Source organism: Neorhizobium petrolearium (genome assembly GCF_029854435.1).
Classification (GTDB): Bacteria; Pseudomonadota; Alphaproteobacteria; order Rhizobiales; family Rhizobiaceae; genus Neorhizobium; species Neorhizobium petrolearium.
The window spans coordinates 3,984,057-4,005,393 of the sequence record NZ_CP123000.1; the positions used below are offsets into that span (position 1 = coordinate 3,984,057).

General features: G+C 60.7%; 17 protein-coding genes and 2 pseudogenes. 11 read left to right on the forward strand and 8 right to left on the reverse strand.

Annotation, left to right across the window (positions count from 1 at the left end):
* Positions 1-191 precede the first annotated feature (191 nt).
* From QEO92_RS19470 to QEO92_RS19495, 7 genes and pseudogenes are all read right to left on the reverse strand, one after another.
* Positions 192-3,542 carry an ExeM/NucH family extracellular endonuclease gene (locus QEO92_RS19470; RefSeq protein ID WP_227704124.1) on the reverse strand — a complete coding sequence of 1,117 codons (3,351 nt, stop codon included), beginning with the start codon at positions 3,540-3,542 and terminating at the stop codon, positions 192-194.
* A 135-nt stretch (positions 3,543-3,677) separates the two neighbouring features.
* Positions 3,678-4,997 carry an HlyD family type I secretion periplasmic adaptor subunit gene (locus QEO92_RS19475; protein WP_037153315.1) on the reverse strand — a complete coding sequence of 440 codons (1,320 nt, stop codon included), beginning with the start codon at positions 4,995-4,997 and terminating at the stop codon, positions 3,678-3,680.
* Positions 4,998-5,021: 24 nt separating this feature from the next.
* Positions 5,022-6,806, reverse strand: coding sequence for a type I secretion system permease/ATPase (locus QEO92_RS19480; protein ID WP_227704125.1), 1,785 nt, complete (start codon positions 6,804-6,806; stop codon positions 5,022-5,024).
* 338 nt (positions 6,807-7,144) lie between these two features.
* Entirely contained in the window at positions 7,145-8,554 is a 1,410-nt protein-coding gene (eglC, locus tag QEO92_RS19485; RefSeq protein ID WP_037153316.1) for an endo-1,3-1,4-beta-glycanase EglC, read from the reverse strand.
* Positions 8,555-8,812: 258 nt separating this feature from the next.
* Positions 8,813-8,935, reverse strand: a pseudogene (locus tag QEO92_RS33265) (AraC family transcriptional regulator); the annotation flags it as partial.
* 192 nt (positions 8,936-9,127) lie between these two features.
* A complete protein-coding gene (locus QEO92_RS19490) occupies positions 9,128-9,508 on the reverse strand; it encodes a DUF983 domain-containing protein (RefSeq protein WP_037153318.1) in 381 nt (126 codons plus the stop codon).
* Positions 9,509-9,646: 138 nt separating this feature from the next.
* On the reverse strand, positions 9,647-11,050 hold the full coding sequence (locus tag QEO92_RS19495; RefSeq protein ID WP_227704126.1) for an aminotransferase-like domain-containing protein: 1,404 nt from the start codon (positions 11,048-11,050) through the stop codon (positions 9,647-9,649).
* 372 nt (positions 11,051-11,422) lie between these two features.
* Between QEO92_RS19495 and QEO92_RS19500 the strand changes: the two genes are divergently transcribed.
* The 9 genes from QEO92_RS19500 to QEO92_RS19540 are packed head-to-tail and all read left to right on the forward strand — an operon-like array spanning position 11,423 to position 19,182.
* On the forward strand, positions 11,423-11,905 hold the full coding sequence (locus tag QEO92_RS19500) for an MSMEG_0572/Sll0783 family nitrogen starvation response protein (protein ID WP_037153320.1): 483 nt from the start codon (positions 11,423-11,425) through the stop codon (positions 11,903-11,905).
* Positions 11,906-11,961: 56 nt separating this feature from the next.
* Positions 11,962-13,023 (forward strand): Nit6803 family nitrilase, encoded by a 1,062-nt coding sequence (locus QEO92_RS19505; protein WP_265105711.1) that lies wholly within the window; start codon positions 11,962-11,964, stop codon positions 13,021-13,023.
* A complete protein-coding gene (locus QEO92_RS19510) occupies positions 12,947-14,068 on the forward strand; it encodes an MSMEG_0568 family radical SAM protein (RefSeq protein ID WP_227704127.1) in 1,122 nt (373 codons plus the stop codon). The genes QEO92_RS19505 and QEO92_RS19510 overlap by 77 nt, the downstream gene beginning before the upstream one ends.
* Complete coding sequence (locus QEO92_RS19515) at positions 14,065-14,607, forward strand: MSMEG_0567/Sll0786 family nitrogen starvation N-acetyltransferase (protein WP_227704128.1); 543 nt, start codon at positions 14,065-14,067, stop codon at positions 14,605-14,607. Before QEO92_RS19510 ends, QEO92_RS19515 begins: the two co-directional genes overlap by 4 nt.
* 2 nt (positions 14,608-14,609) lie before the next feature.
* Positions 14,610-15,584, forward strand: coding sequence for a sll0787 family AIR synthase-like protein (locus QEO92_RS19520; RefSeq protein ID WP_227704129.1), 975 nt, complete (start codon positions 14,610-14,612; stop codon positions 15,582-15,584).
* Positions 15,581-16,735: an MSMEG_0565 family glycosyltransferase gene (locus tag QEO92_RS19525; RefSeq protein ID WP_227704130.1), complete on the forward strand. Its 1,155-nt coding sequence runs from the start codon at positions 15,581-15,583 to the stop codon at positions 16,733-16,735. Before QEO92_RS19520 ends, QEO92_RS19525 begins: the two co-directional genes overlap by 4 nt.
* Positions 16,728-17,015, forward strand: a complete 288-nt coding sequence (locus QEO92_RS19530) for an MSMEG_0570 family nitrogen starvation response protein (protein WP_037153326.1) — start codon at positions 16,728-16,730, stop codon at positions 17,013-17,015. The genes QEO92_RS19525 and QEO92_RS19530 overlap by 8 nt, the downstream gene beginning before the upstream one ends.
* 14 nt (positions 17,016-17,029) lie before the next feature.
* A complete protein-coding gene (locus tag QEO92_RS19535) occupies positions 17,030-18,301 on the forward strand; it encodes an MSMEG_0569 family flavin-dependent oxidoreductase (protein WP_037153329.1) in 1,272 nt (423 codons plus the stop codon).
* The gene (locus tag QEO92_RS19540; RefSeq protein WP_320443033.1) at positions 18,298-19,182 is read left to right on the forward strand and encodes a Pnap_2097 family protein; all 885 of its coding nucleotides are present in this window, start codon (positions 18,298-18,300) and stop codon (positions 19,180-19,182) included. Before QEO92_RS19535 ends, QEO92_RS19540 begins: the two co-directional genes overlap by 4 nt.
* Here QEO92_RS19540 and QEO92_RS19545 read toward each other — a convergent pair.
* A pseudogene (locus QEO92_RS19545) lies at positions 19,172-19,261 on the reverse strand (toxin); the annotation flags it as partial. The gene QEO92_RS19540 and the pseudogene QEO92_RS19545 sit on opposite strands and share 11 nt — an antisense overlap.
* A 199-nt stretch (positions 19,262-19,460) precedes the next feature.
* On the opposite strand from QEO92_RS19545, the gene QEO92_RS19550 reads away from it, so the two are divergent.
* Both QEO92_RS19550 and QEO92_RS19555 read left to right on the forward strand, forming a co-directional pair.
* Positions 19,461-19,802: a hypothetical protein gene (locus QEO92_RS19550; protein WP_037153331.1), complete on the forward strand. Its 342-nt coding sequence runs from the start codon at positions 19,461-19,463 to the stop codon at positions 19,800-19,802.
* A 78-nt stretch (positions 19,803-19,880) separates the two neighbouring features.
* Positions 19,881-21,332: a multicopper oxidase family protein gene (locus tag QEO92_RS19555; RefSeq protein ID WP_227704131.1), complete on the forward strand. Its 1,452-nt coding sequence runs from the start codon at positions 19,881-19,883 to the stop codon at positions 21,330-21,332.
* Positions 21,333-21,337 lie beyond the last annotated feature (5 nt).

The window sequence follows — 21,337 nt, forward strand, 5'->3', positions numbered from 1 at the left end:
GGCGCCGAAGCCGAACCTGGGAATGCGGCGCCCTTTATCTTGATCGTTCCACGATTTCCACGCATCGGAGCACCCTTTGGCACTCCGATGCGTGGAAATGTTATTGCAGGGGCCATCTTGCGGTCCGGGCCGTATCACTGTGGCGAGTTCACTGCAGCAGAGCTTCCGCTGCCGTCGTGCCGCACCGGAGATCAAGCCACGAGCACGTTGTCTCCCAGATTGAGGCCGATCAGCAATGGGTCGTGGTCCGACGTTCCATAGACATCGTCATTGTAGAAGGCCGGGTTCTTGAACTCGGTGGAATAGCTGAGCAGATCGGGTTCCTGCGCATTGATGTGCCATTCCGCCACACCGCTGACCTGGCTGGCAAGAGACTGCGAAGATAGCCCCTGATCGAGCGTTCCTTGCTGTCCGTCGAAGATGTAACTGAACGCGTTCTCCTGGCCGATGAAGCTGTCGATCAGATCGGCATAGCCTGCATCCCGAAGGGCATCGACCGGATCTTCCTGGGCATAGGAATTGAGGTCACCGATAATCAGGACATCACTATCGCTGACGTCGTTTTGCGCAAGATAGCCGTCAGGATTGTCAGCCGACAGCCATTCGGCGAGTTGCTGTGCGGCTGCCGTCCGCGTGGCGTTGAAAGCGCCCTGCCCGTCCCCCTGATCGGCATCGGCGCCCGTACCGGTACCGCCCTTCGACTTCAGATGATTAACCGAGACGGTGAATTGCTCGCCGGTGCTAATCTCCGCAAATGTCGCCGTCACGGCCGGCCGGCTCTGCTGCTGGTCACCGTCGTCGAAGACAAGGAAATCAGATGCGACGAGGCTGACCTCGTTGGTCTTGTAGATGAGGCCGGTGGTAATGGCATCCGTCCCGATAAAGCCGTCGGAACCGGGTTCGGTCGGGTCTACGAAGGCATAGGTTACGCCTGGTTCGGCGGCCGCGTTCAAGGCGTCGACGAGGGTTGCGATTGCCGAAGCATCGTCGAAACCATTGTTCTCCAGCTCCTGCAGGCCGAAGACGCTGGCGTCGATCTGCAACATTGCTTCCACGATCTTGTCGGTCTGACGCGCCAGATCCTCCGCAGTGGTCGCACCGCGAGGCTCTAGATTGTTGGGACCCGACCCCGCACCGGAGCCATCATCCAGGGTGGTGAAGAAGTTGAGAAGATTGAAGCTGGACACCGTCAGCCGGCCACCGAGATCGTCCGGCGCATCCGGACGGGCAAGCCCGTTGGTCGTCTCGTCGACCGGCAGGACGCCGTCGACCAGCATCTTGTATTCACCGAAACTATAGCTGAGGACACCGTCGACCGATCCGACGAGCTCCGCCCCGAGCCTCAGCGTCGGCCCGTCCTCGGTGAATGTATCGCCGGCATCCAGATAACCGTTGCCGTTGTCCCCGACAGAGGCAGGGACATAACGGAACTCGTCCGGATTCTGGGCGGACGAACCGTCGTCCAGGGTCAGCCGATTGTTGGCATTGGCCTCCATCAGCGCCTGGATCTCTTCCTGCTGCGTGGTGGGGTCATAAATCTGAGTGGGCTGATATTGGGAGCCGGCAGACACCGTGATTTCGCCATAACGGTCGAGATCGAAATTCTCGATCACGGTCAGCGGGTCATCCGTGCCGCTTGCCAGCGTAATCGCCATTCCCTCGTAATGTTCGAGATTGGCGGCAAAGTCCGGTGAAAGAGTGATCGCCGCCGAGCTCGGCTGAGCGTTGCCGCTCGAAATGGAGATGATGTCGGTGACATCGGTGATTTCGGTAAAATCGAAATATTCGGCCACCGTTCCGGCGACTTCCACATAGTCGCCGACGGTCACGCTCGGAGTTCCCCCGGTAAAGACGAAGATGCCTTCCGAAGTAGTGCTGTCCCCATCGGCATCGCCGTCTTCCTCCTGAAGGTAGAAGCCGTCTGCAACCGTGTAAGTCACGATTGCAGAAACGAGCACATATTCGCCGACGAGGAAGCTGGCAGTACCGCTGCCCTGAACCTCGGAAATGAGATAGGCGGTCGGCTCACCGCCACCGCCGGGATCACTTTCATTGGCGGCACCTGGGGTCTGGTCCTGGGGACCGACCCAATCGGCCGGACCGTCACCGGTCCGCTGCAGCGACAGGCCTGCAGTCTCGTTGCCCGCCTCCGCCACACCGATATCGGTCGAGGTCGTGCCCGCAGCCGCTCCGTTCGACGCCGTAAAGCTGCCTTCATAAGACAGGAATTCGATCAGCGTTCCGTTATCGGAGAGCGCCACGCCGTCCGGCGCGCCGTTCTGGACGCCGTTGGCCGGCAACTCCCATACGTAATAGTCGTATTCGCCGTCCGAGGTCATCGAAAGGCTGGAAACGTCCGCCGAACCATAGGTGGAGCCGCCATTTCCGTTATAGAGTTCGACCAAGAGTCCGGAGACATCGGCGCCGACAGCGACGCGGATCTCGATGAATTCGCCCGTATCGGTGCCGGCATTGTCGTAGTGGATTTCGTTTATGCGCGGTGCGACGGGAGCGGCTTCATCCGCCCCGTTGATAGTAATCGTAACGTCCTGTTCGGTCCCGTCCGTACTCACGACTGGGAAACTGTCGGTGAGGCTCTCACCATCGCCGAGCGCATCGACATCTGCATTGTCGTTGTCGAGCGTATAGGTCCAGTTGCCTTCTTCGTCGATGCTGTAGGTACCGTAGCCCATAACGCTCGACTGGTCGCCCGCAGCTCGGAAGCGATCGTCATTATCGACGTCGTCGGCGACGAGCCGGCCGGTCGCGGCCGGCGTTCCCGATCCGGCACCACCAGCCTCGGTTACCAACCCGCTAGCATCTCCGGTAATGACAGCGGCATCATTCGCACCGGTGATCGTCACTTCCACGGTTGCAGTGCCGGTGCCGCCCCTGCCGTCGTCAACCGTATAGGTGAAGCTGTCGACGGCGGTTTCGCCTTCGTTCAGGTGCTGGAAAATACTGCCTGGATCGTAGGAGACGACACCGCTCGCAAGCGAGACGGATGCGCCGGCCGTGCTTGTCCCCGAAACGGCAGTGACCGAGATCTGGTCTCCATCGAAGTCCCGGTCGTTCGCAGTCAGGTCGCGCGCACTGATCGCAAGTGCGCCGTCCTCATCCGTCGACACTGCATCGTCGCCGGCAAGCACGGCATTGTTGCGGCCATCGAGATAGAGCGTATAGCTGCTCGCGGTAAAGCGGATGGCTTCGATATCGTTGAGGATATCCTGATCACCATCGGCGTCGGTCATCGTAAAGAAGATGTCGGACAGGCGTGTGATCTGCGGCAGGCGATAATCGGATATGCTTCCCGAATAGATCGCAGTGTCGAAACCCCGCCCGCCGGAGATCAGATCGCTGCCGTCGCCGCCCTCGATCTGATCATTTCCGTCCCCCGCAATGACTAAGTCATTCCCCGCGCCTGCCTCGATGCGGTCATCACCGCCAAGACCGGTGATGATGTCGTTACCTGGGCTACCCTCGATATGATCGGCCAGGCGGGTCCCAAAATAGAGCCGTGGGAGGGAAAAGAAGAAGGACATCTATGCAACCCCTTGTTGGAGGACGATGGATGGCTTGACATAGCAGCCGACTACGACAGTCGCTTGACATATGCTAATTAGCAAGGACGGGCAGGTCCTACGTGCCGATCGTCTATGCTTAGCGACGTCTTCGGCTTAGTCCTCCCGAAACGCCCGATTGAAGCTGTCAACGATCGGTCTCGTCAGATACTCGAAAAAGGTGCGCTCGCTCGTCTTGATGTAGGTTTCCACCGGCATGCCGGGATAGATCTGCTCCATCTTGATTTCCGGCGGCAGCGCATCGGTCATGCGCAACCGCGCGGTGTAGTAGGGCTGGTCATTGTTGTTCTGATCGACCAGCCGGTCAGCCGAGAGGTAGAACACGGTCGCATCAACGGTCGGCGTCGTGCGTGTATTGAGCGCGCTGAAGCGCAACCGCGCCTCTTGCCCCACCTTGATGACGTCCACATCCTGCGGGGAAACGCGTGCTTCAATCATCAGGCTGGATGCGGTTGGAAGAAGTTCGAGCAGGGTGTCGCCCGGACGGACAACACTCCCGCGGCTGTTAAATGCCATTTCAACGATGATCCCGTCGCTCGGCGACCGGATCACGATCCGGTCTAGAATGGCCTTGGCCGCACGTCGCTGCTCATCGGCGTCAGCAATTTGGACGCGCACCTCGTTGAGCTCGGAGATTGCCGTCTCGACGCGCTGCGTCTTCAGCCTGGCTATTTGTTCCTCGGCTTCGGCGATTTGTGTGCGCGATGTCAGAATGGACGCCTTCGTCTGGCCAAGCTCGCCCAGAAGGTCGGCCTCGCTTCGCAGCAGAGCCGTATACTCGGACCGATCCGTCAGGCCTTTGTCCAGCAGCCCCTTCTTCCGTTCTGCTTCCTCCTGGACGACCTCGATCTGCCGTTCCACTGCGATCTGCTGAGCTGCCATTCCTTCGATCTGATCATTCAGCGCATTGATACGTTGCTGCAGGATGGCAGCTTCCTGACGGTGGCGTGCCAGGCGTGCCGTGAATTCGGCCGACTGCTCGGCAAGGACGTCGCTTTCGCCTCCCGGCCCGGTCGTTCTTTCGAGACTTTCCGGAAAGACAAGCTGATCGACGCCATCCCGCTCGGCCGTAAGCCGCGTGGCGCGTGCCGAAAGGGCAACGAGTTGCTTCTGGATTCGATTGTACTGGACGAGAGCACTGGTTCCATCGAGTTCGAAGAGCGGTTGCCCGGCTTTGACGCGGGCGCCTTCCTGAACGAGAATCTTGTCGACGATACCACCTTCCAGATGCTGAACACGCTGGTTTTGCCCGGCAGCAGCAACGACACCCGGCGCAACGGCGGCGCCGGCCAGCGGAGCAAGCGATGCCCAGGCGCCAAAACCAAAGATGAAAAGAAAGGTCGCGCCAAGCCCGACAGCCGCGACCCGCCGCGTACTGGTCGGAACACCTCTGGCCCAATCTGCTTTGTCGTTCATCTCCGTCATTCTCCGGCAGCTGCCTCAACGCCTGACATCGGTGACACTGGCAAACTGTCCAAGCACAACAGGCTGCGAGGCATTGCCGGCACCCCGCCTTTGGCTCTCCCGCAGAGCCTGCGCCTTTTCGGCCTGACGCCGAAGTACCTCCTCGCGAGGGCCGTATTCTTCCAGGCTTCCATCACGCATGACCATGATGCGGTCCGCTGTTTCGACGACCGAGCGTCTTTGCGTTGCGATGAGGACGGTGATCGCCTCCGCTTTCGCCATCGCAAGCGCTCGCTCTAGAGCCTTCTCGCCCTCAATATCGAGATTTGCGTTCGGCTCGTCGAGGACCAGGATCTTCGGCTTGCCGAAGAAGGCCCGGGCGAGGCCAACACGTTGGCGCTGCCCGCCGGAAAGCTGGAAGCCGCCGGGTCCGATCATCGTGTCGTAGGCTTTCGGCAGTTTCAGAACGAGATCGTCCACCTGCGCTTTCTGGGCTGCGCGGACGATGGCCTCGCTGGAGGCATTCGGATCAAAGCGGGCGATATTCTGCGCGATGGTTCCCGGCAGAAGCTCGACGTCCTGCGCGAGATAGCCGATATATTGGCCAAGATGATCAGGGTCCCAATTGCGAATGTCGGCGCCGTCGATCCGCACAGCACCCGATCTCGGCTCGATGGCTCCGATCAACGTGCGCATGAGGGTGGTTTTTCCCGCCCCGGAAGGCCCGATGATGGCCACACATGCGCCTGCGGGAATCGTCGCGCTGATGCGTTTCAACAATGGCTCGCCGGCCTGCGCACTCGCGCGGCCCGCTGCCTCACTTGCCGGAGGAAAGACAATGACGGCTTCGAAGCTCACCTCACCCCGCGGGGCAGGAAGTTCCGTGCGCGTCTCGGCCGGTCTCACGACGGCAAGAGCCTCGGTCAGGCGCTTCCACGCCTTGCGCGCTTCGATAAACCCCTTCCAGCCACCGATTACCTGATCGATCGGCTGGAGACCGCGCCCGGAGATCAGTGAGGCGGCGAAGATCATCCCTGCTGTCATCTCGCCGGCAAGCACGAGATAGCCGCCATAACCGAGGGTGGCGATCTGGAGGCTCAGGCGCAGGACGCGCGAAAGGCCGGCAAAGAGGGCATTGGTTGAATTCACGCGATCCTGTGCGGCGAGAGACAGAGCCTCTTCCGAACCCCAGCGATGGACGATGTTGGGCCTCATTCCCATCGCCTTCAGGCTTTCCGCATTCCGGACGAAAGCCTGGGCGGCAAGCGTCGCATTCATCTGACGAGTGCCGGCATCGCCTGCTGCCTTGTCGCTCGCCCACTGGTTGGCTATCGCGATCGCGACGAGGGCGACCACCCCCATCACTGTCAGCCAGAAGAGATTTGGATGGATAAGATAGAGAAGCGCGATGAAAAAAGGAGCGAAGGGCAGATCGAGAAAGGCGAAGAGCCCTCGCCCGGAAGTAAAGCCTCGGACGGTCTGAAGGTCGCGAAGCGGCTGGACATCGCCAAGGCTTGCGCGGGGACCGGCCATCGAAGCCTGAAGTGCGTCCGCGCCAACCGCGACTTCGAGACGGCTGGCAAGCCGGCTGGCCATGATCGCACGCACGCTATCGACGATACCAAGCAGAAAAAGAGTGCCGAGAGCGATGATGGAAATATAAATCAGCGTCTCGATGGAGGCCGATGGCAGCACTCGATCGTAGACTTGAAGCATGTAAATCGGCTGAATAAGCAGCAGCAGATTTACGACGAATCCAAAACCGAAGAGCCCCGCAAGACCCCGGCGAAAAGTGGCGGCAAGTCGCTCTCCGCCCCGCATTCGTAGATGGTCTCCTCGCAATATCTTCTCCGATTTGCCGAGCGCCATCGGTCGTCGCCGGCGATGATCCCTTTCCTGCATCATACGCATGTGACGAAGAAATGACACACGGATGATATGCCCCAAGTTTGCGGCTGCGGCATCGCCTTAACGTCAGGCGATCAAGTGAGGCGACGAAAGAAACAGCACGAGTTGCGAATATCCAGGCCCTGACATGCTGTTCCTGACTCTAAACTTGGTAAGATGGTCCCCCGAGCGACAAGGCGCCAACGGATGGGAAAACGGCTGGCCCGCCAGCCGTTACCGTCATCGCTGGCGACGAGTGACGGGAGCGCATTTCAAACGAGCAAGTCATTCGCCGTTTGATCATTCAGGGAATAGGCGTGAATGTAATCTATCTGGAATTCCGCTCCGTCATTGAAATCCTCGGACGGAGTCCCAGCCAGTCCCCCAACCGCGAGGTTGACGAGCATATACATTGGATCATGCATGTCGGAGGGGGTGTCGGCGTGCGCAACGGCCACGTCGTCGAAATACCAGACAATCTGGTCCTCGCCCCAAAGAACACCGTAGGTGTGGAAGCCATCCGTGCTCGGAACCTTGACCGCCGTGGAATCCTTGGTCTGCGAGCCCGTCTCGTTTGAGTGGACAGTGACATGCACGGTATTTGGGTCCTGCCCCCGCATCTCAACGACGTCGAGTTCAGGAGGCCAGGAACCGTCTTCGGGCAATAGCCAGAATGCCGGCCAGGCGCCCTGCTCCGTTGGCATGTCGGCGCGGATCTCGAAATAACCATAGGTCTGGGTGAAAGAGGAATGCGTGGTGAGGATGCCGGATGTGTAGTCGTAGCCATCGATCTGCGACTTGAGAGCATCCGGCGTTGGAGCAGCCGTGATGGTTAGAACGCCGTTATCGACCGAGAATGGATTGACGGCGGCAGTCCCCGCATAGGAGGGATTGATATACCATTGCAGTTCATCGTTTCCGGGCAGCGTACTGCCTTTTTCGGGTGCCCACCAGAACTTCGAATCCCAGGTGCCTTCATCGCCGTCGCGCAACGACAAGGTGTTGAATTCGTCGGCGAAAGTCAGCGTGAGAGCCGACCGATCGAGCGTGAGCTGGAACTGATCCGCACTGAGATCGTCGGCGGTCGTGTCTGCAAGGACAAGGCTCTCGCCGCCACCAAGATCCAGCCGCAGGTCGGCGCCCTCCTGCGTGGCGTGGCTGAGGACCTGATCGAACGTCGACAGCCCGTAGCTGTTCAATCGGATCGTATCGTCACTGCTGAAATCGACAATGAGGTCGCTGCCGTTGCCGCTGGTGAGGATGAACGTGTCGGAACCGCCGCCGCCGATGAGGACATCGTTTCCATCACCGCCATCGATCGTCTGGCTGCCTGAAGCACCGGAGATGATATTGTCGGCATTGTTGCCGAAGGCGTAACGGCCGTTGCCCGTGACAGTCAGGTTCTCGAAGTTCTCGGGTAACGTATAGCTCATCCAGGTATTGATGGTGTCGATACCCGCGTCCGAGGCTTCCACTGCACGATTGATGCTGGAATAGAGATAGTAGATATCGTCGCCGGTACCGCCCCGCATCGTGACATTGACCGAACTGTCGCCCCATATCGAATCGTTGCCGGCGGTGCCATAAAGCACGGGGCCTGAGCCGGTCGCCGAGAACCAGGCGCGTGATGCACCGCTGTAGTAGAGTGTTTCACCTACGGCATTCTGTATCGACTGCGACATGGTCAGCTCCTTTGGTTGCCTCCCATGTCGACGCTAACATTGCAGCACCATCATGGCACGCCTAAAACGTCCGGGTGGCTGATTCTCGGGCATAGCCTCCCCTCATGCTTACCATCCCCTCATTATCGGCACATGGGCTGTTCCGATCTGGAGCACGCGTCAACGGCTGCTCCTCGCCAGGCTCGGCAACATCGGGCACGGCGGTTTCGACATGCTGAGTTCTGGCGGCATAAGATCTCGGTTCACCTGTTACAAGCACGAAACCAGGTTGTCGGTCTGCGCCTGCGTCAGCCTGCCATTGGCTGTTTTGCCGTCGTGCTCTGGTATATCGAGAAGGCCCGCCACAATGCTGTCTACGAAACTCTCGGCATAGACTGCGTTATCGTGCTTACTCATCTTGGCAAGCGGGCTTCAGGCTGAATGCTGCTTTAGGATCGGTGCTCGATCAGCACCAATTGAGCTACGAGGAGAGTTGTGATGTAAACGCCTCGTCTTCGACTGCAATGACGAGGCCAAGGTGCCGAACACTCGCCGCCAACATGGTTACTTCTGACGGTTTCACCCGGCTGACCCTCAAGGCGAGATCCTAACAGGCTTTCCCTCTTCCGCCTTGTAGAAATACTGGCTCGCCACCAGCCACCCCTTGAGCAGCCGAAGCGGCGGGATGCAGGTCAGCAGCATGAAAGGGATGGTGATCAGAAGGTGGACCCACCAGGCCGCCTGGAACTGTACCTCCAGCCAGACACCGAGAAGGACGCTCGGCACGCAGGCGAAGCAGATGACGAAGAAAGCCGGACCGTCCGCCGGATCGGCGAATGAGTAATCCAGTCCGCACGCTTCACACTTTTGATTGAGCGTCAGGAAACCCTTGAAGAGGTGCCCTTGGCCACAACGCGGGCAACGGCCGCGAACACCGGTCTGCATCGGAGGGAGAGGAGGCCATTCGTTGTCCATGACGTCATTCCTTGTAAAGCCACTCAACAAGCACATTGAATGCAATCATTTTCATACATGACTGCATTCAATATGTCGATTGGCCAGAACGCCGCAGCCATCCTGGGGCATCACGCCTCGCAATGATGAAGGATCGAATCAGAAAAAGGAGCCTGCCATTTCGGGCGAATTCTCGAGCGCATGCCCCATGAATTCGAGGGCGCCCTTGAGGGTATCCCTCCGAATCGGGCCGCCGAGGCACACCCGGACCGCTTCCGGCGCAGGGCCATCCACGGTGAAGGCATCGCTCGCTACGACGCCGATACCGGAAGAGCGCATGTGACTGCCGAAGGTGGAGCGGGTCCATCCTCCGGTCAGCGGCAGCCAGATGTTGAAGCTGATCGGATCGCCGCGATAGCTTCCCTTTGGCAGAATATCAGCCACAAGCTCCTGGCGGGCAGCCGCCTCCGCGCGAATGAACCGTAGGATACTGTCAGCCGTACCGTCCTCGATCCAGCGGGTGGCAAGCGCCACCGAGAGCGGCGAAGCCATGACACTGTTCGCGCGCATGGCGCTCACGAAAGGCCAAGCAGCCTTGGTATCCGGCGCCACGACATAAGCGAGCCGAAGACCGGCGCCAATGCATTTGGCAAGCCCCCCGATGTGCCAGGTGAGATCCGGCGCCATCGTTGCAAGCGGCGGCGGCGCATGCTGCGGAATGAAACCGTAGGCGTCGTCCTCGACAATCGGAACATGGTATTTCCTCGCAACCGCGCAGATCTCTTCCCGGCGCTTTTCCGGAATCGTCAGCGTCATCGGATTCTGAAGCGTGGGGTTGAGATATAGCGCCTTAGGCTTTCTCATCTCGCAGGCCTCGGCAAAAGCGGCAGGGATGATCCCCTCCTCATCCATCGGCAGGCCTGAGAGGTTCAATCGGAGTTGGGCAGCGATCGAGCGCATGCCCGGATAAGTGATATTTTCCGAGAGCACCGTCTCGCCGGGCTTGGCCAGCATGCCGAAGATGGAAAGCAGCGCGGGATGTGCGCCGGGGGTCACGAAGATACGCTCTTGCGAGGGCACCAGACCACGCCGGCTGAGCCAGGCGGCAGCCGCCTCCTTATCCATACCCGCGCCACCAAAACCCTGATAGCGCAGAAGCGGGACAAGGTTTGTGGCAACGGCGGAAAGCCCTTCCCGCATGCGGGCAATGAGATCCGGATCATCAGGCTCCGGCGGCATGTTCATGGAAAAGTCGACGACGGACGTGCGTCGGGGATCGGGAGTCGCATCGGAAACAAAGCCGCGACGCTCCCTGTCGGCACCGCCGGTGACGAAAGTTCCACGTCCGACATGCGAACTGACGAGGCCGCGCTTCTGTGCTTCCAGATAACCGCGTGCCACGGTGGTGAAGTCGATCTCGAGCTGTCTGGCGAGATCCCTCTGCGGCGGCAGCCTGTCCCCGACAACCAGGTGCCCGCTTCTCAGATCCATCTCGATGACATCGGCGATCGCCATATAGCGAGGGCCATTGCTGCGGGTCAGATCGGGTGTCCAGGTCTTCATGGCATGCGGCATCCGGTAAATCAGGTACAATTGACCGTATATTGTTGCCCTATACCGATGTCACGTTCAAAAAACGGACATTGCGCCGCACCGCACGCCCTGCACGCGCGAAACTTTCTCTACAGCGGCAAACCTCTACCGCAATGATCGCATATTGAATGCATTCATTTCATTCATTACTGATCTCGTTTTTTGCAGGGAACTGCTCGTTATTTCGCCCATACAAAAACCGCCGCCCGCCATTGATCGCATAATTGAATGTAAAAATTGGTATTTTGACTGTATTTTAGGCAAACTCAATATTGGCACGGTGCTTGCAATTGGATGGCAGTACCCCGCAACGGGGCCTGACTTCAAACACAGGAGCCATTCATGCCCGCAGTTACCGCACCGGCCCATGCTGATGGGGACTTTTTCGTCGACTACGAGGAAAAGGTCTTCGAAGACGTTCAGGCCAAGGAGGGCGAAAAAGCCCTCATCACCTTCCACACCGTTGCCTTCGAAGGTTCGATCGGCCTCGTAAACCTGCTGCAGGCAAAGCGCCTCAAGCGGAAGGGTTTCGAGACCTCGGTCCTGCTTTACGGCCCTGGCGTTACGCTCGGCGTGCAGCGCGGCTTCCCCAAACTCGGTTCGGAAGCCTTCCCCGGCCACCTCAATTTCAACAACCAACTCAAGGGTTTCATGGAGGAAGGCGGCAAGGTCTATGCCTGCCGGTTTGCGCTGCAGGCGCTTTACGGTCATGGCGAACCGTCACTGATCCCCGGCATTACGCCGATCAGCCCGCTCGACGTGCTGGACCTCATCCTCATCCACCGCCGCGACGGGGCCTTCATCCTCGACACCTGGACGCTCTGAGCGGCGGGGGGCGGAGTCTCCTCCGCCTCCTTCATCTGAAACCGAAGGATTCCGTCATGGAGAACAAAACGATCGCCAGGAAATCGATGGTAAGGGCCGCAGCCGCGCAGATCGCGCCGGACCTCACCTCCCGCGAAAAAACCCTTGCCCGTGTGTTGGAAACGATCCGCGAAGCGGCGTTTAAAGGGGCGGAACTCATCGTCTTTCCCGAGACATTCGTCCCCTGGTATCCTTATTTCTCCTTCGTGCTGCCTCCGGTCCTTTCCGGCCGCGAGCATCTGCGCCTCTATGAGGAAGCCGTCAGCGTTCCCAGCACCGCGACCGATGCGGTCGCAGCCGCCGCCCGCGAACATGGCATCGTCGTGGCGCTTGGCGTCAACGAGCGCGACCACGGCTCGCTCTACAACACCCAACTTCTCTTCGATGCCGACGGCAAGCTCATCCTGAAGCGCCGCAAGATCACGCCCACCTTCCATGAGCGGATGATCTGGGGCCAGGGCGACGGCTCCGGCCTGACGGTGGTCGAAAGCAGCATTGGCCGGCTCGGCGCACTCGCCTGCTGGGAGCATTACAATCCGCTCGCCCGCTACGCGCTGATGGCACAGCACGAGGAGATCCATATCGCCCAGTTCCCGGGCTCTATGGTGGGGCCGATCTTCGCCGAGCAGATGGAAGTGACGATCCGCCACCACGCGCTTGAGAGCGGCTGTTTCGTCGTTAACGCCACCGGCTGGCTCACCGACGAACAGATCGCTTCGATCACACCGGACCAAGACCTGCAGAAGGCGCTGCGCGGCGGCTGCATGACGGCGATCGTCTCGCCGGAAGGCAGACACCTCGCCCCGCCGATCACCGAGGGCGAGGGCATCCTCATCGCCGACCTCGACATGAGCCTCATCGTCAAGCGCAAGCGGATGATGGATTCGGTCGGCCACTATGCCCGCCCCGAACTCCTGCATCTCGTCATCGACGGCCGCGCCGCGGCACCGATGGTCGCATCCCAGAATTCTTTCGAAACCGCACCCGTTAGGAGCAGCACCGATGGACACCACGACGACGCGTCTTCCGACCGAGATCCTGATCAACGAGTTGCAGTCCTTCGGAGCCAGGCTGGTTGATCCGAAGGCAGGGCACGAGAGCCGCCGGGGCGGTGCCGGCCCTTCCGACCACAAACCGATGACCATAGACGGCGTGACGGTCATGGTGCCGGTCCACACAGCGCCGGCTTTCGAAAGCCCCTATCTCGTCGAAAAACCGGACGAGACGGGCAAGAGCCGCATCAGCCGCGACGGGCTTATCCTCGGTGAGGTCTCGTTCCCGCTCCGCCCGCGCTTCTACGAACGCTCAACGGCAGACGGCATTCCCTATTCGCAGATCGCTGTTCTGCACGGCCGCGATGTACTAGCGACGACCGTGCTCCAGACCTGCATCCGCTATCAAAGCCGCACGAAAACCTGTCAGTTCTGCGCCATCGGTCAGTCGCTGGCCGCCGGCCGCACTATCGCCCGCAAAACACCGGAACAACTGGCGGAAGTTGCGAAAGCCGCCGTCGAGTTGGACGATGTCAAGCACATGGTCATGACGACCGGCACGCCGAAAGGACCGGATCGCGGCGCGGCCGTGCTTGCCGAAAGCGCCCGCGCCATCAAGGCGGCCGTCGACTTGCCGATCCAGGCGCAATGCGAACCGCCGGAAGACGACATCTGGTTTTCGATCATGAAGGGAGCAGGCGTCGATGCGCTCGGCATGCATCTCGAAGTCGTCACGCCGGAGGTCCGCGCCCGCATCATGCCCGGCAAGGCGCAGGTCTCGATCGGCAAATATATGGCATCCTTCAAGGCGGCCGTGGAAATCTTCGGCCGAGGCCAGGTTTCGACCTATATTCTCGCCGGCCTCGGCGACACACGCGAAGCGATCCTCGACATCTGCGAGAAACTGGTGGCGATCGGCGTCTACCCCTTCGTCGTGCCTTTTGTTCCCATCTCGGGAACGCCGCTCGAAAGCCAACCGGCGCCGAAGCCGGATTTCATGCATTCGATCCTCGCCCCCCTTTCGAAAATGCTGGTCGACGGCGGCCTGAAGGCTGTCGACATCAAGGCGGGCTGCGGCAAATGCGGCGCCTGCTCGGCCCTTTCCACCTATGAAAGGATGCTGGCCAGATGATCTTCGAGCCCTTCGCACCCTATCAGGCCGGCGAATTCCAGGTGAAGTTCGCGAGATCCGCTTGGGAGCGGCAGGAGGCGCATGCGCTCCGCCGCGCCGTATTCTGCGAAGAGCAAAGGATCTTCGACGGCGACGATCGTGATGCGATCGACGACCAAGCAATCCCGATCGTCGCGCTCTCGATGATGGGCGTCACAGCCGACAGGCTGGTCGGCACGGTGCGCATCCATCAGGCCGAGCCTGGCCTCTGGTGGGGCTCACGGCTCGCGGTACATGCAGATTTCCGCAAGATCGGTGCGCTCGGCGCAACGCTCATCAAGCTCGCCGTGTCATCGGCCAACGCCATGGGCTGCCATACCTTCCTCGCCAATGTGCAGGTGCAGAACGGTCTGCTCTTCCGCCGCCTGCACTGGGACGTGGTCGAGGAATTCGAGATCTACGGCAAGCCGCATCTCAGGATGAGGGCGGATCTCGCCTGGTATCCGCCCTGCCCCAAGCCGGAAGCAGGCTTCGTCGCCCTCCCGAAAAAGGCGGCATGACCATGGCGGCGATCGATATCCCGGCGCTTGCCGCCAGACTTGCCGCCTCTTCGGGCATCGCCGCCAAGGCGGATATCGGCACGGTCGCCGCCGGCCTTAGCCTTGCCGGCCAGCCGGTTGCTGTCGGCGACGATTGCGCCGCGCTGCCGGATGGTGACGGCTTCCTCCTCTTCGCCATCGAGGGCTTCATCAACGAATTCGTCGCCGCCGATCCCTGGTTCGCCGGCTGGTGCGGTGTGATGGTCAACATCTCCGACGTCGCTGCCATGGGCGGACGACCGGTCGCGGTCGTCGATGCTGTCTGGGCGAACGGCGAGGCGGGTGCCACTCCTGTTCTGGAAGGGCTGCGGGCGGCGGCAAGGGCCTATGGCGTGCCGATCGTCGGCGGACACACGAATATCCGCACTGATCGCGGACAGTTGTCCGTCGCTATCCTCGGCCGGGCAAAAAAACTGCTGACCAGCTTCGACGCAAAGCCCGGCAATCTGCTGATCGCCGCGATCGACCATCGTGGTCGTTACCGCGAACCTTTCAACAACTGGCAGGCGGCGACAGACGCCCCGCCTGCCCGACTGCGCGGGGATCTCGAAATCCTGCCCGAAATCGCCGAGGCCGGGCTGGCTTTTGCCGCCAAGGACATCAGTCAGGGCGGCATTCCCGGCACTGCGATCATGCTGGCGGAATGTTCCGGCGTCGGCATCGAGATCGATGTTTCCGCCATTCCCGTTCCGGATGGTGTTGTGCTCGACCGCTGGCTCGCCACCTTCCCGAGCTTCGGCTACCTGATCTCCACCTCGGCGGAAAATGCCGAAGCCGTTCTTCAGAAGTTCACCGCGCGCAGCATCGTGGCCGCCGTCATCGGCACCGTCACTGCCGGCAGCGAGGTCGCCATCAATGCCGATGGCAACCGCGCGGTTATCCGCGACCATGCCGAAACGCCGCTCCTGCGGCTTGGGCGACGGGAGGATGCCGCATGATTCGCCCACTCCGCATCGCCATGCTGGCCCATTCCACCAATCCGCGCGGCGGCGTGGTACACGCCATGCAGCTTTCCGAGGCATTGACCATTCTCGGTCACGAGGTCGTGCTGCATGCGCCGGATGCCAAGGGAACGGGCTTCTTCCGCACACCCGCATGTGGGACCATGTGCATTCCGGTCGAGCCGGCACCTGCGGACATGACGGCGATGGTAGAACGGCGGATCTCCGACTATGTACGACATTTCGAAAGCTCCGCAGCCCGCCACTTTGATATCTTTCACGCCCATGACGGGATTTCCGGCAATGCGCTTGCGACGCTCAAGCAACATAGCCTCATCCCCTTCTTTGCCCGGACCGTCCACCATATCGATCAGTTTGCCGATCCCCGGCTGATGGAGCTGCAGGACCGCTCCATCGATCCGGCGGACATTTTCTTCACCGTCAGTGCAGCATGGCAGCGGGTGCTGTGGGACCGCGGGCTTAACGCCACCGTTGTCGGCAACGGCGTCGATGTCGAACGCTTCGCGCCTGTCTGGAGCGGCGAGCAGACGGCGCTCCGCGACCGCCTGAAGCTGCCCCCGGGCCCGATCTTCCTCAGCATCGGCGGCGTGGAGGCGCGCAAGAACACGATCGGCATTCTCGAGGCATTCCGCCAGCTCCTCGCCGTTCGACCCGATGCCCTGCTTGTCGTCGCGGGCGGAGCTTCGCTGCTCGATCACAGCGGTTACCAGGAAGAGTTCCGGTCCGAGCTCGCCCTGCTGCATGATAATGCTGCCGCCGTGCATCTGATCGGCCCCGTCGCGGACGATGATATGCCCAATCTCTACCGGCTTGCCGATGCCTTGGTTTTCCCCTCCCTGAAGGAAGGTTTCGGTCTGGTGGTACTGGAAGCAATGGCGAGCGGCGTGCCGGTCATCGTCTCTTCGATCGCGCCATTCACCGAATACCTCACCGCCGACGATGCGATCTGGTGCGATCCCCATCATCCGGCATCGATCGCTGAAGCCATGGCGCTTTCCCTCGTGCCGCGGATCCGCGAGCGCGTCATCCCGTGTGGCCTGGAGGTCGCTGGCCGGTTCTCGTGGCGCCGCGTCGCCGAGGCCCATCTCTCCGCCTATGCGACATTGAAGGAGGCTGCCAATGCCTGAAATGCGGTTCGTCATCGCCTGGCCGGATGGCCGGGAGGAAACCTGCTATTCCCCTTCGCTGGTCATCAAGGACTTTTTTGAAGAGGGCCGGACCTACCCGATCCGCGAATTCCTCGACTTGAGCCGCAAGGCGCTGACCATCGCCAGCGATCGCGTCGAAGCGAAATATGGCTATCCCTGCTCACTCGCACGCGGCCAGCTTGCCCGCATCGAGACGGCCGGCGCACTTTTCCTCAACGACGCCGAAGCGCGTGTCCGCTGCCAAAGCTTCATCCTCTGAAAGGATCTCTCCCAATGACCTTGTCCCTCAAGCCGCATTATAGTGCCGTCGTCATCGGCGGCGGGCAGGCCGGGCTTTCAGCCAGCCATTATCTCAAGAAGCACGATATCGATCACGTCGTCTTCGAAAAAAAGACTGTTGCCCACAAGTGGAAGGACGAACGCTGGGATGCCTTCTGCCTCGTGACACCGAACTGGCAGTGCCAGCTTCCCGATCATCCATACGACGGCGACGATCCGCACGGCTTCATGGTCAAGGACGAGATCCTTGCCTATGTCGACCGCTTCGTGAAGAAGGTGAATGCGCCGGTTCTGGAAGGCACGGCAGTCACCTCGGTCGAAAAAATCGGCGATCTCTTCAAGGTCGAGACTTCGGCGGGTATGGTCACCGCCGACAGCGTTATCCTCGCCACCAGCCTTTATAGCCGGCCTGCGATCCCGCGCGCCGCCGAGCGCCTGCCGGAAGAGATCGTTCAGCTCCACACGATCGATTACCGCAATCCGAACCAATTGCCGGAAGGCGCTGTCGTCGTCGTCGGCTCCGGCCAGTCCGGCTGCCAGATCGCCGAGGACCTGCATCTTGCCGGCCGCAAAGTACATATGGTCACCGGGAACGCACCGCGCTGCGCCCGCTTCTACCGCGGCCGCGACGTCGTCGACTGGCTCTCCGACGTCGGCCAGTACGACATCACCGTCGAACATGACGGCATGACGAAAAAGAAGCACGACACCAATCATTACCTCACCGGCCGCGATGGCGGACGCGACATCGACCTCAGGAAGTTTGCACTGGAAGGCATGTCGCTCTATGGCCGCATGTCTGGCGTGGCGGCAGGAAAAATGCTGTTCTCACCGAATCTGAAGGATAATCTGGACGCGGCCGACCGGGTCTATAATGGCATCAACGCACTGATCGACCGCCATATCGCCGAGAAAGGTATCGATGCGCCGCCGGCAAGCGTCTACATGCCCCTCTGGGAGCCGTCGAGCGAACCCGTCGAACTGGATCTCAAGGTCGAAAACGTAACCTCAGTCATCTGGGCGACCGGTTTCAGTCCGGACTGGTCCTATGTCGGCCTGCCGATCTTCGATGGCACCGGCTACCCCGTCCAGCGGCGGGGGGTGACCGGCATCGACGGCGTCTATGTGCTGGGCCTGCCCTGGCTCTGGACCTGGGGGTCCGGTCGGTTTCTCGCCGTCGGCAAGGATGCCGAGCATGTCGTCGACCATCTCGCCGATTATCTGGAAGCCGGTCAGCCGGCGCTCAGGCAGGCGGCAAGTCGTTGACGCTGCACCTCGCCATCGATATCTCGCCACACGCGCCTTCTCCCCGCGAGCTGATGGAACGTGCGCTCGAACCTCATGTCCTTCTCGGAATGCCGCACCTCAATCCTTACGGTCTTTCCGAGACCTGGCTGATGAAGGAACTGGGGCACCGGCATTGGGTGCTGCTGGCCATGCGGCTTGGCATGGAGAACGCGGACTTCCGAACGCCCGATGGTCGGGAGGTTTATGCCTCCCTATGCGCGACGTCGCTGCGGAAGGCGCGCCTTGAACTCGCCGCGGCAAATGACGTCCTGACCATCCGCTCGTCCGTGGCACAAGTGTCCCGGACGCAATGGTCCAGCCGTCACTGGCTGGAAATCCGCGGCTTCTGCATCGGTGAAGTGGAGCTCGTTTCCGCTTTCGTCCATCGCACGGTTGAGGGCGATAACCGCACATTGGCGAGAGTGGGCCATTGGGGAGCACTGGCCGAACCGTTTACCAGGAGCGAGCTCGCAGCCACGGCGGCCTCCTTCCGCCGCGGAACTGCCGAGAGCCATCTCGGCATGTCGATCCCGTTCGATGCGGCTCTGCTCAGCCATAGCTTCAGGCCAAGCCCCCATCAGGAGTTCAACGGCGCCGGCCTGTTCTATTTCGCGGAATTCCAGGCAATTGCAGACCGCGCCGTTGAAACATGGTTTCCCGACGAAATCGGCTCCTTGACCCGCCGAGATGCCTTCTTCACGGGCAATATCGTACCTGGAGAAATGGTGACGGCCCGTCTCAGATATCTTCAGAAATCGGAGAGCCTCCGATATGCCTGCGAATTGACGCGAGAAGATGGAACAAGGATAGCCTGCCTGTTTGTGGAGGGGACGAAAGCGACTCGGCGCGCTATTCGTTAATCACCGGCTCGACAAGCCTTGCCAGATTTCGCAACGACTCCCGCCAGCCGAGATAGCAATCCTCGACAAGAATGACGTCCTGCCTGCGCCATATCCATTCGGTCCCGAGGGCGTCAATCAGGCGCAAAGGTCTTCTTGACCTTCCCCTGTTGGAAGGCTCAACATCTCCATCCTGGATCTAGTAGGCAGCCAGCCTGTTTGACGAAGGTCAAAGCCGGCAGCAACCGTTTTTATTAGCATGTGACAGCGGCGGGAATGAGCTGAGAATGGATCTGTGCATGCAGAAAAGGCTGATCTGGAGTGCGGTCGCGGCGCTCATCGCAGTCGCCGTTCTTTTCGGTGCCGGGGCATCCCATGCGTTGCTTCGGCCCTGCTCCAGCGAGCACGCCTCCATCAGCCATAACAACGTGGAGGAGTACCGTTCCACGAAAGGAGAGCCGGCTCCGGCGGACAAAGCCTGCTGCGCTGATGTCTGCGGCGCGTGTGTCCTCATCATCCCGGTGCGGAATACCGTCGCGGTGCGGCAAACACCTATGATCGCCCGGTTCGGTGAACTGCACGACCATCTCCTGGGACAGGTGCCTTCCCCCGGGCTGGAGCCTCCTCGACCTGCTGCCTGATGACATGCTCGCCTGACCGGTGAGCCAACTTCCTTCATCAGCATTGTCGGCACGCCGACACAGATCGAGAGGCATATCATGTATCGCCGTCAATTCCTGAAGACGCTGGCCAGTGCGGCAGCCGTCTCGCCTATCCTCAATTTCACCCCCGCCTATGCAAATCCCGCTCCCACTGATCTGGTCATCGGAAGGAGAATCCTGGAGGTCAATGGCAAGGCCGCGTCCGTCTTCGGACTGGCTGACCGCAATGGGAACCCTGGCCTCACTCTGGACGCGGGCGCCGATTTCAACGTCCGCCTCATCAACGAGACATCCGAAGGCACCCTCATCCACTGGCATGGCCTGACGCCGCCGTGGCAGATGGATGGTGTTCCGGACAATCCGGCCGCTCTGCTTCCCGGCAAGGAGATACGGGACTACGAGTTCCCTGTCGGTCCCGGCGGCACCCATTGGATGCACGCCCACACCCTGCAGGAACAGAGCCTGCTCGCCGCACCTCTGATCGTGCGGACTGCCGAGGATCGCGCCCGCGATGAACAGGAGGTCGTCATCCTGCTTCACGATTTCTCCTTCAAGTCACCCGAAGAACTGTTGGAGGGACTGAAGGGTAGCGGTTCGGGTCACGGCGGAATGCCGATGGATCATCAAGCCATGATGTCGATGATGACGAACATGCACGGTCAGCATCAGATGCCGAGGAACGGCACGCCGGGGATGGGCATGTCGACTATGGACCTCAACGACATCGAATACGACGCCTATCTCGCAAACGACCGCACCCTTGACGACCCGGAGGTCGTCAGGATCGAGAACGGCGGCCGAGTTCGCCTGCGGATCATCAACGGTGCAACCGCCACCGCCTTCACCATCGATACCGGACGCGTTGTCGGCAGCCTTATAGCTGTGGACGGCATCGATATCGCGCCCATCTCGGCCAGCCACTTCCCGATCTCGATGGGTCAACGCCTCGACATCCGGCTGGAGCTTCCTCCAGGCTCCGGTTCGTACCCGGTCCTGGCACTGCGCGAAGGTGCAAGGGAGCAGACCGGCATCATTCTCGCGACCAGGGATGCGACCGTTGAAAAGATCGACTCCACAGCTTCGGGAACCGGTCCCGCTCTCGACCTCGGCCTGGAGCAAGAACTCCGGGCTGCGACACCTCTTGCCGCCCGGTCGCCCGACCATCAATTTGTGATGGCACTAACCGGCGACATGGCTACCTACACTTGGAGCCTCGAAACCAGCGAACCGCTGAATGTAGCCAAAGACCGGCGGGTAAGGCTCATCATGCGCAATATGTCGATGATGGCCCATCCCATGCATCTGCATGGACATCATTTCCAGGTCGTCGGTATCAACGGCCAAGTCCTGAGCGGAGCCGTCCGGGACACCGTGATGCTGACGCCGATGGCAGAGATCGTCGTCGACTTTGATACCCGCAATCCCGGACGGTGGCCGCTCCATTGCCATCACCTCTATCATATGGCCACGGGTATGATGACGTTCATCACCTATGACGGCGCGATCTGATCAGG

Bases quoted from the DNA above. Each gene is read 5' to 3' on its own strand.
- QEO92_RS19470 (WP_227704124.1), bottom strand. From the start codon at position 3,542: ATGTCCTTCTTCTTTTCCCTCCCACGGCTCTATTTTGGGACCCGCCTG.
- QEO92_RS19475 (WP_037153315.1), bottom strand. From the start codon at position 4,997: ATGAACGACAAAGCAGATTGGGCCAGAGGTGTTCCGACCAGTACGCGG.
- QEO92_RS19480 (WP_227704125.1), bottom strand. From the start codon at position 6,806: ATGCGGGGCGGAGAGCGACTTGCCGCCACTTTTCGCCGGGGTCTTGCG.
- eglC (WP_037153316.1), bottom strand. From the start codon at position 8,554: ATGTCGCAGTCGATACAGAATGCCGTAGGTGAAACACTCTACTACAGC.
- QEO92_RS19490 (WP_037153318.1), bottom strand. From the start codon at position 9,508: ATGGACAACGAATGGCCTCCTCTCCCTCCGATGCAGACCGGTGTTCGC.
- QEO92_RS19495 (WP_227704126.1), bottom strand. From the start codon at position 11,050: ATGAAGACCTGGACACCCGATCTGACCCGCAGCAATGGCCCTCGCTAT.
- QEO92_RS19500 (WP_037153320.1), top strand. From the start codon at position 11,423: ATGCCCGCAGTTACCGCACCGGCCCATGCTGATGGGGACTTTTTCGTC.
- QEO92_RS19505 (WP_265105711.1), top strand. From the start codon at position 11,962: ATGGAGAACAAAACGATCGCCAGGAAATCGATGGTAAGGGCCGCAGCC.
- QEO92_RS19510 (WP_227704127.1), top strand. From the start codon at position 12,947: ATGGACACCACGACGACGCGTCTTCCGACCGAGATCCTGATCAACGAG.
- QEO92_RS19515 (WP_227704128.1), top strand. From the start codon at position 14,065: ATGATCTTCGAGCCCTTCGCACCCTATCAGGCCGGCGAATTCCAGGTG.
- QEO92_RS19520 (WP_227704129.1), top strand. From the start codon at position 14,610: ATGGCGGCGATCGATATCCCGGCGCTTGCCGCCAGACTTGCCGCCTCT.
- QEO92_RS19525 (WP_227704130.1), top strand. From the start codon at position 15,581: ATGATTCGCCCACTCCGCATCGCCATGCTGGCCCATTCCACCAATCCG.
- QEO92_RS19530 (WP_037153326.1), top strand. From the start codon at position 16,728: ATGCCTGAAATGCGGTTCGTCATCGCCTGGCCGGATGGCCGGGAGGAA.
- QEO92_RS19535 (WP_037153329.1), top strand. From the start codon at position 17,030: ATGACCTTGTCCCTCAAGCCGCATTATAGTGCCGTCGTCATCGGCGGC.
- QEO92_RS19550 (WP_037153331.1), top strand. From the start codon at position 19,461: ATGCAGAAAAGGCTGATCTGGAGTGCGGTCGCGGCGCTCATCGCAGTC.
- QEO92_RS19555 (WP_227704131.1), top strand. From the start codon at position 19,881: ATGTATCGCCGTCAATTCCTGAAGACGCTGGCCAGTGCGGCAGCCGTC.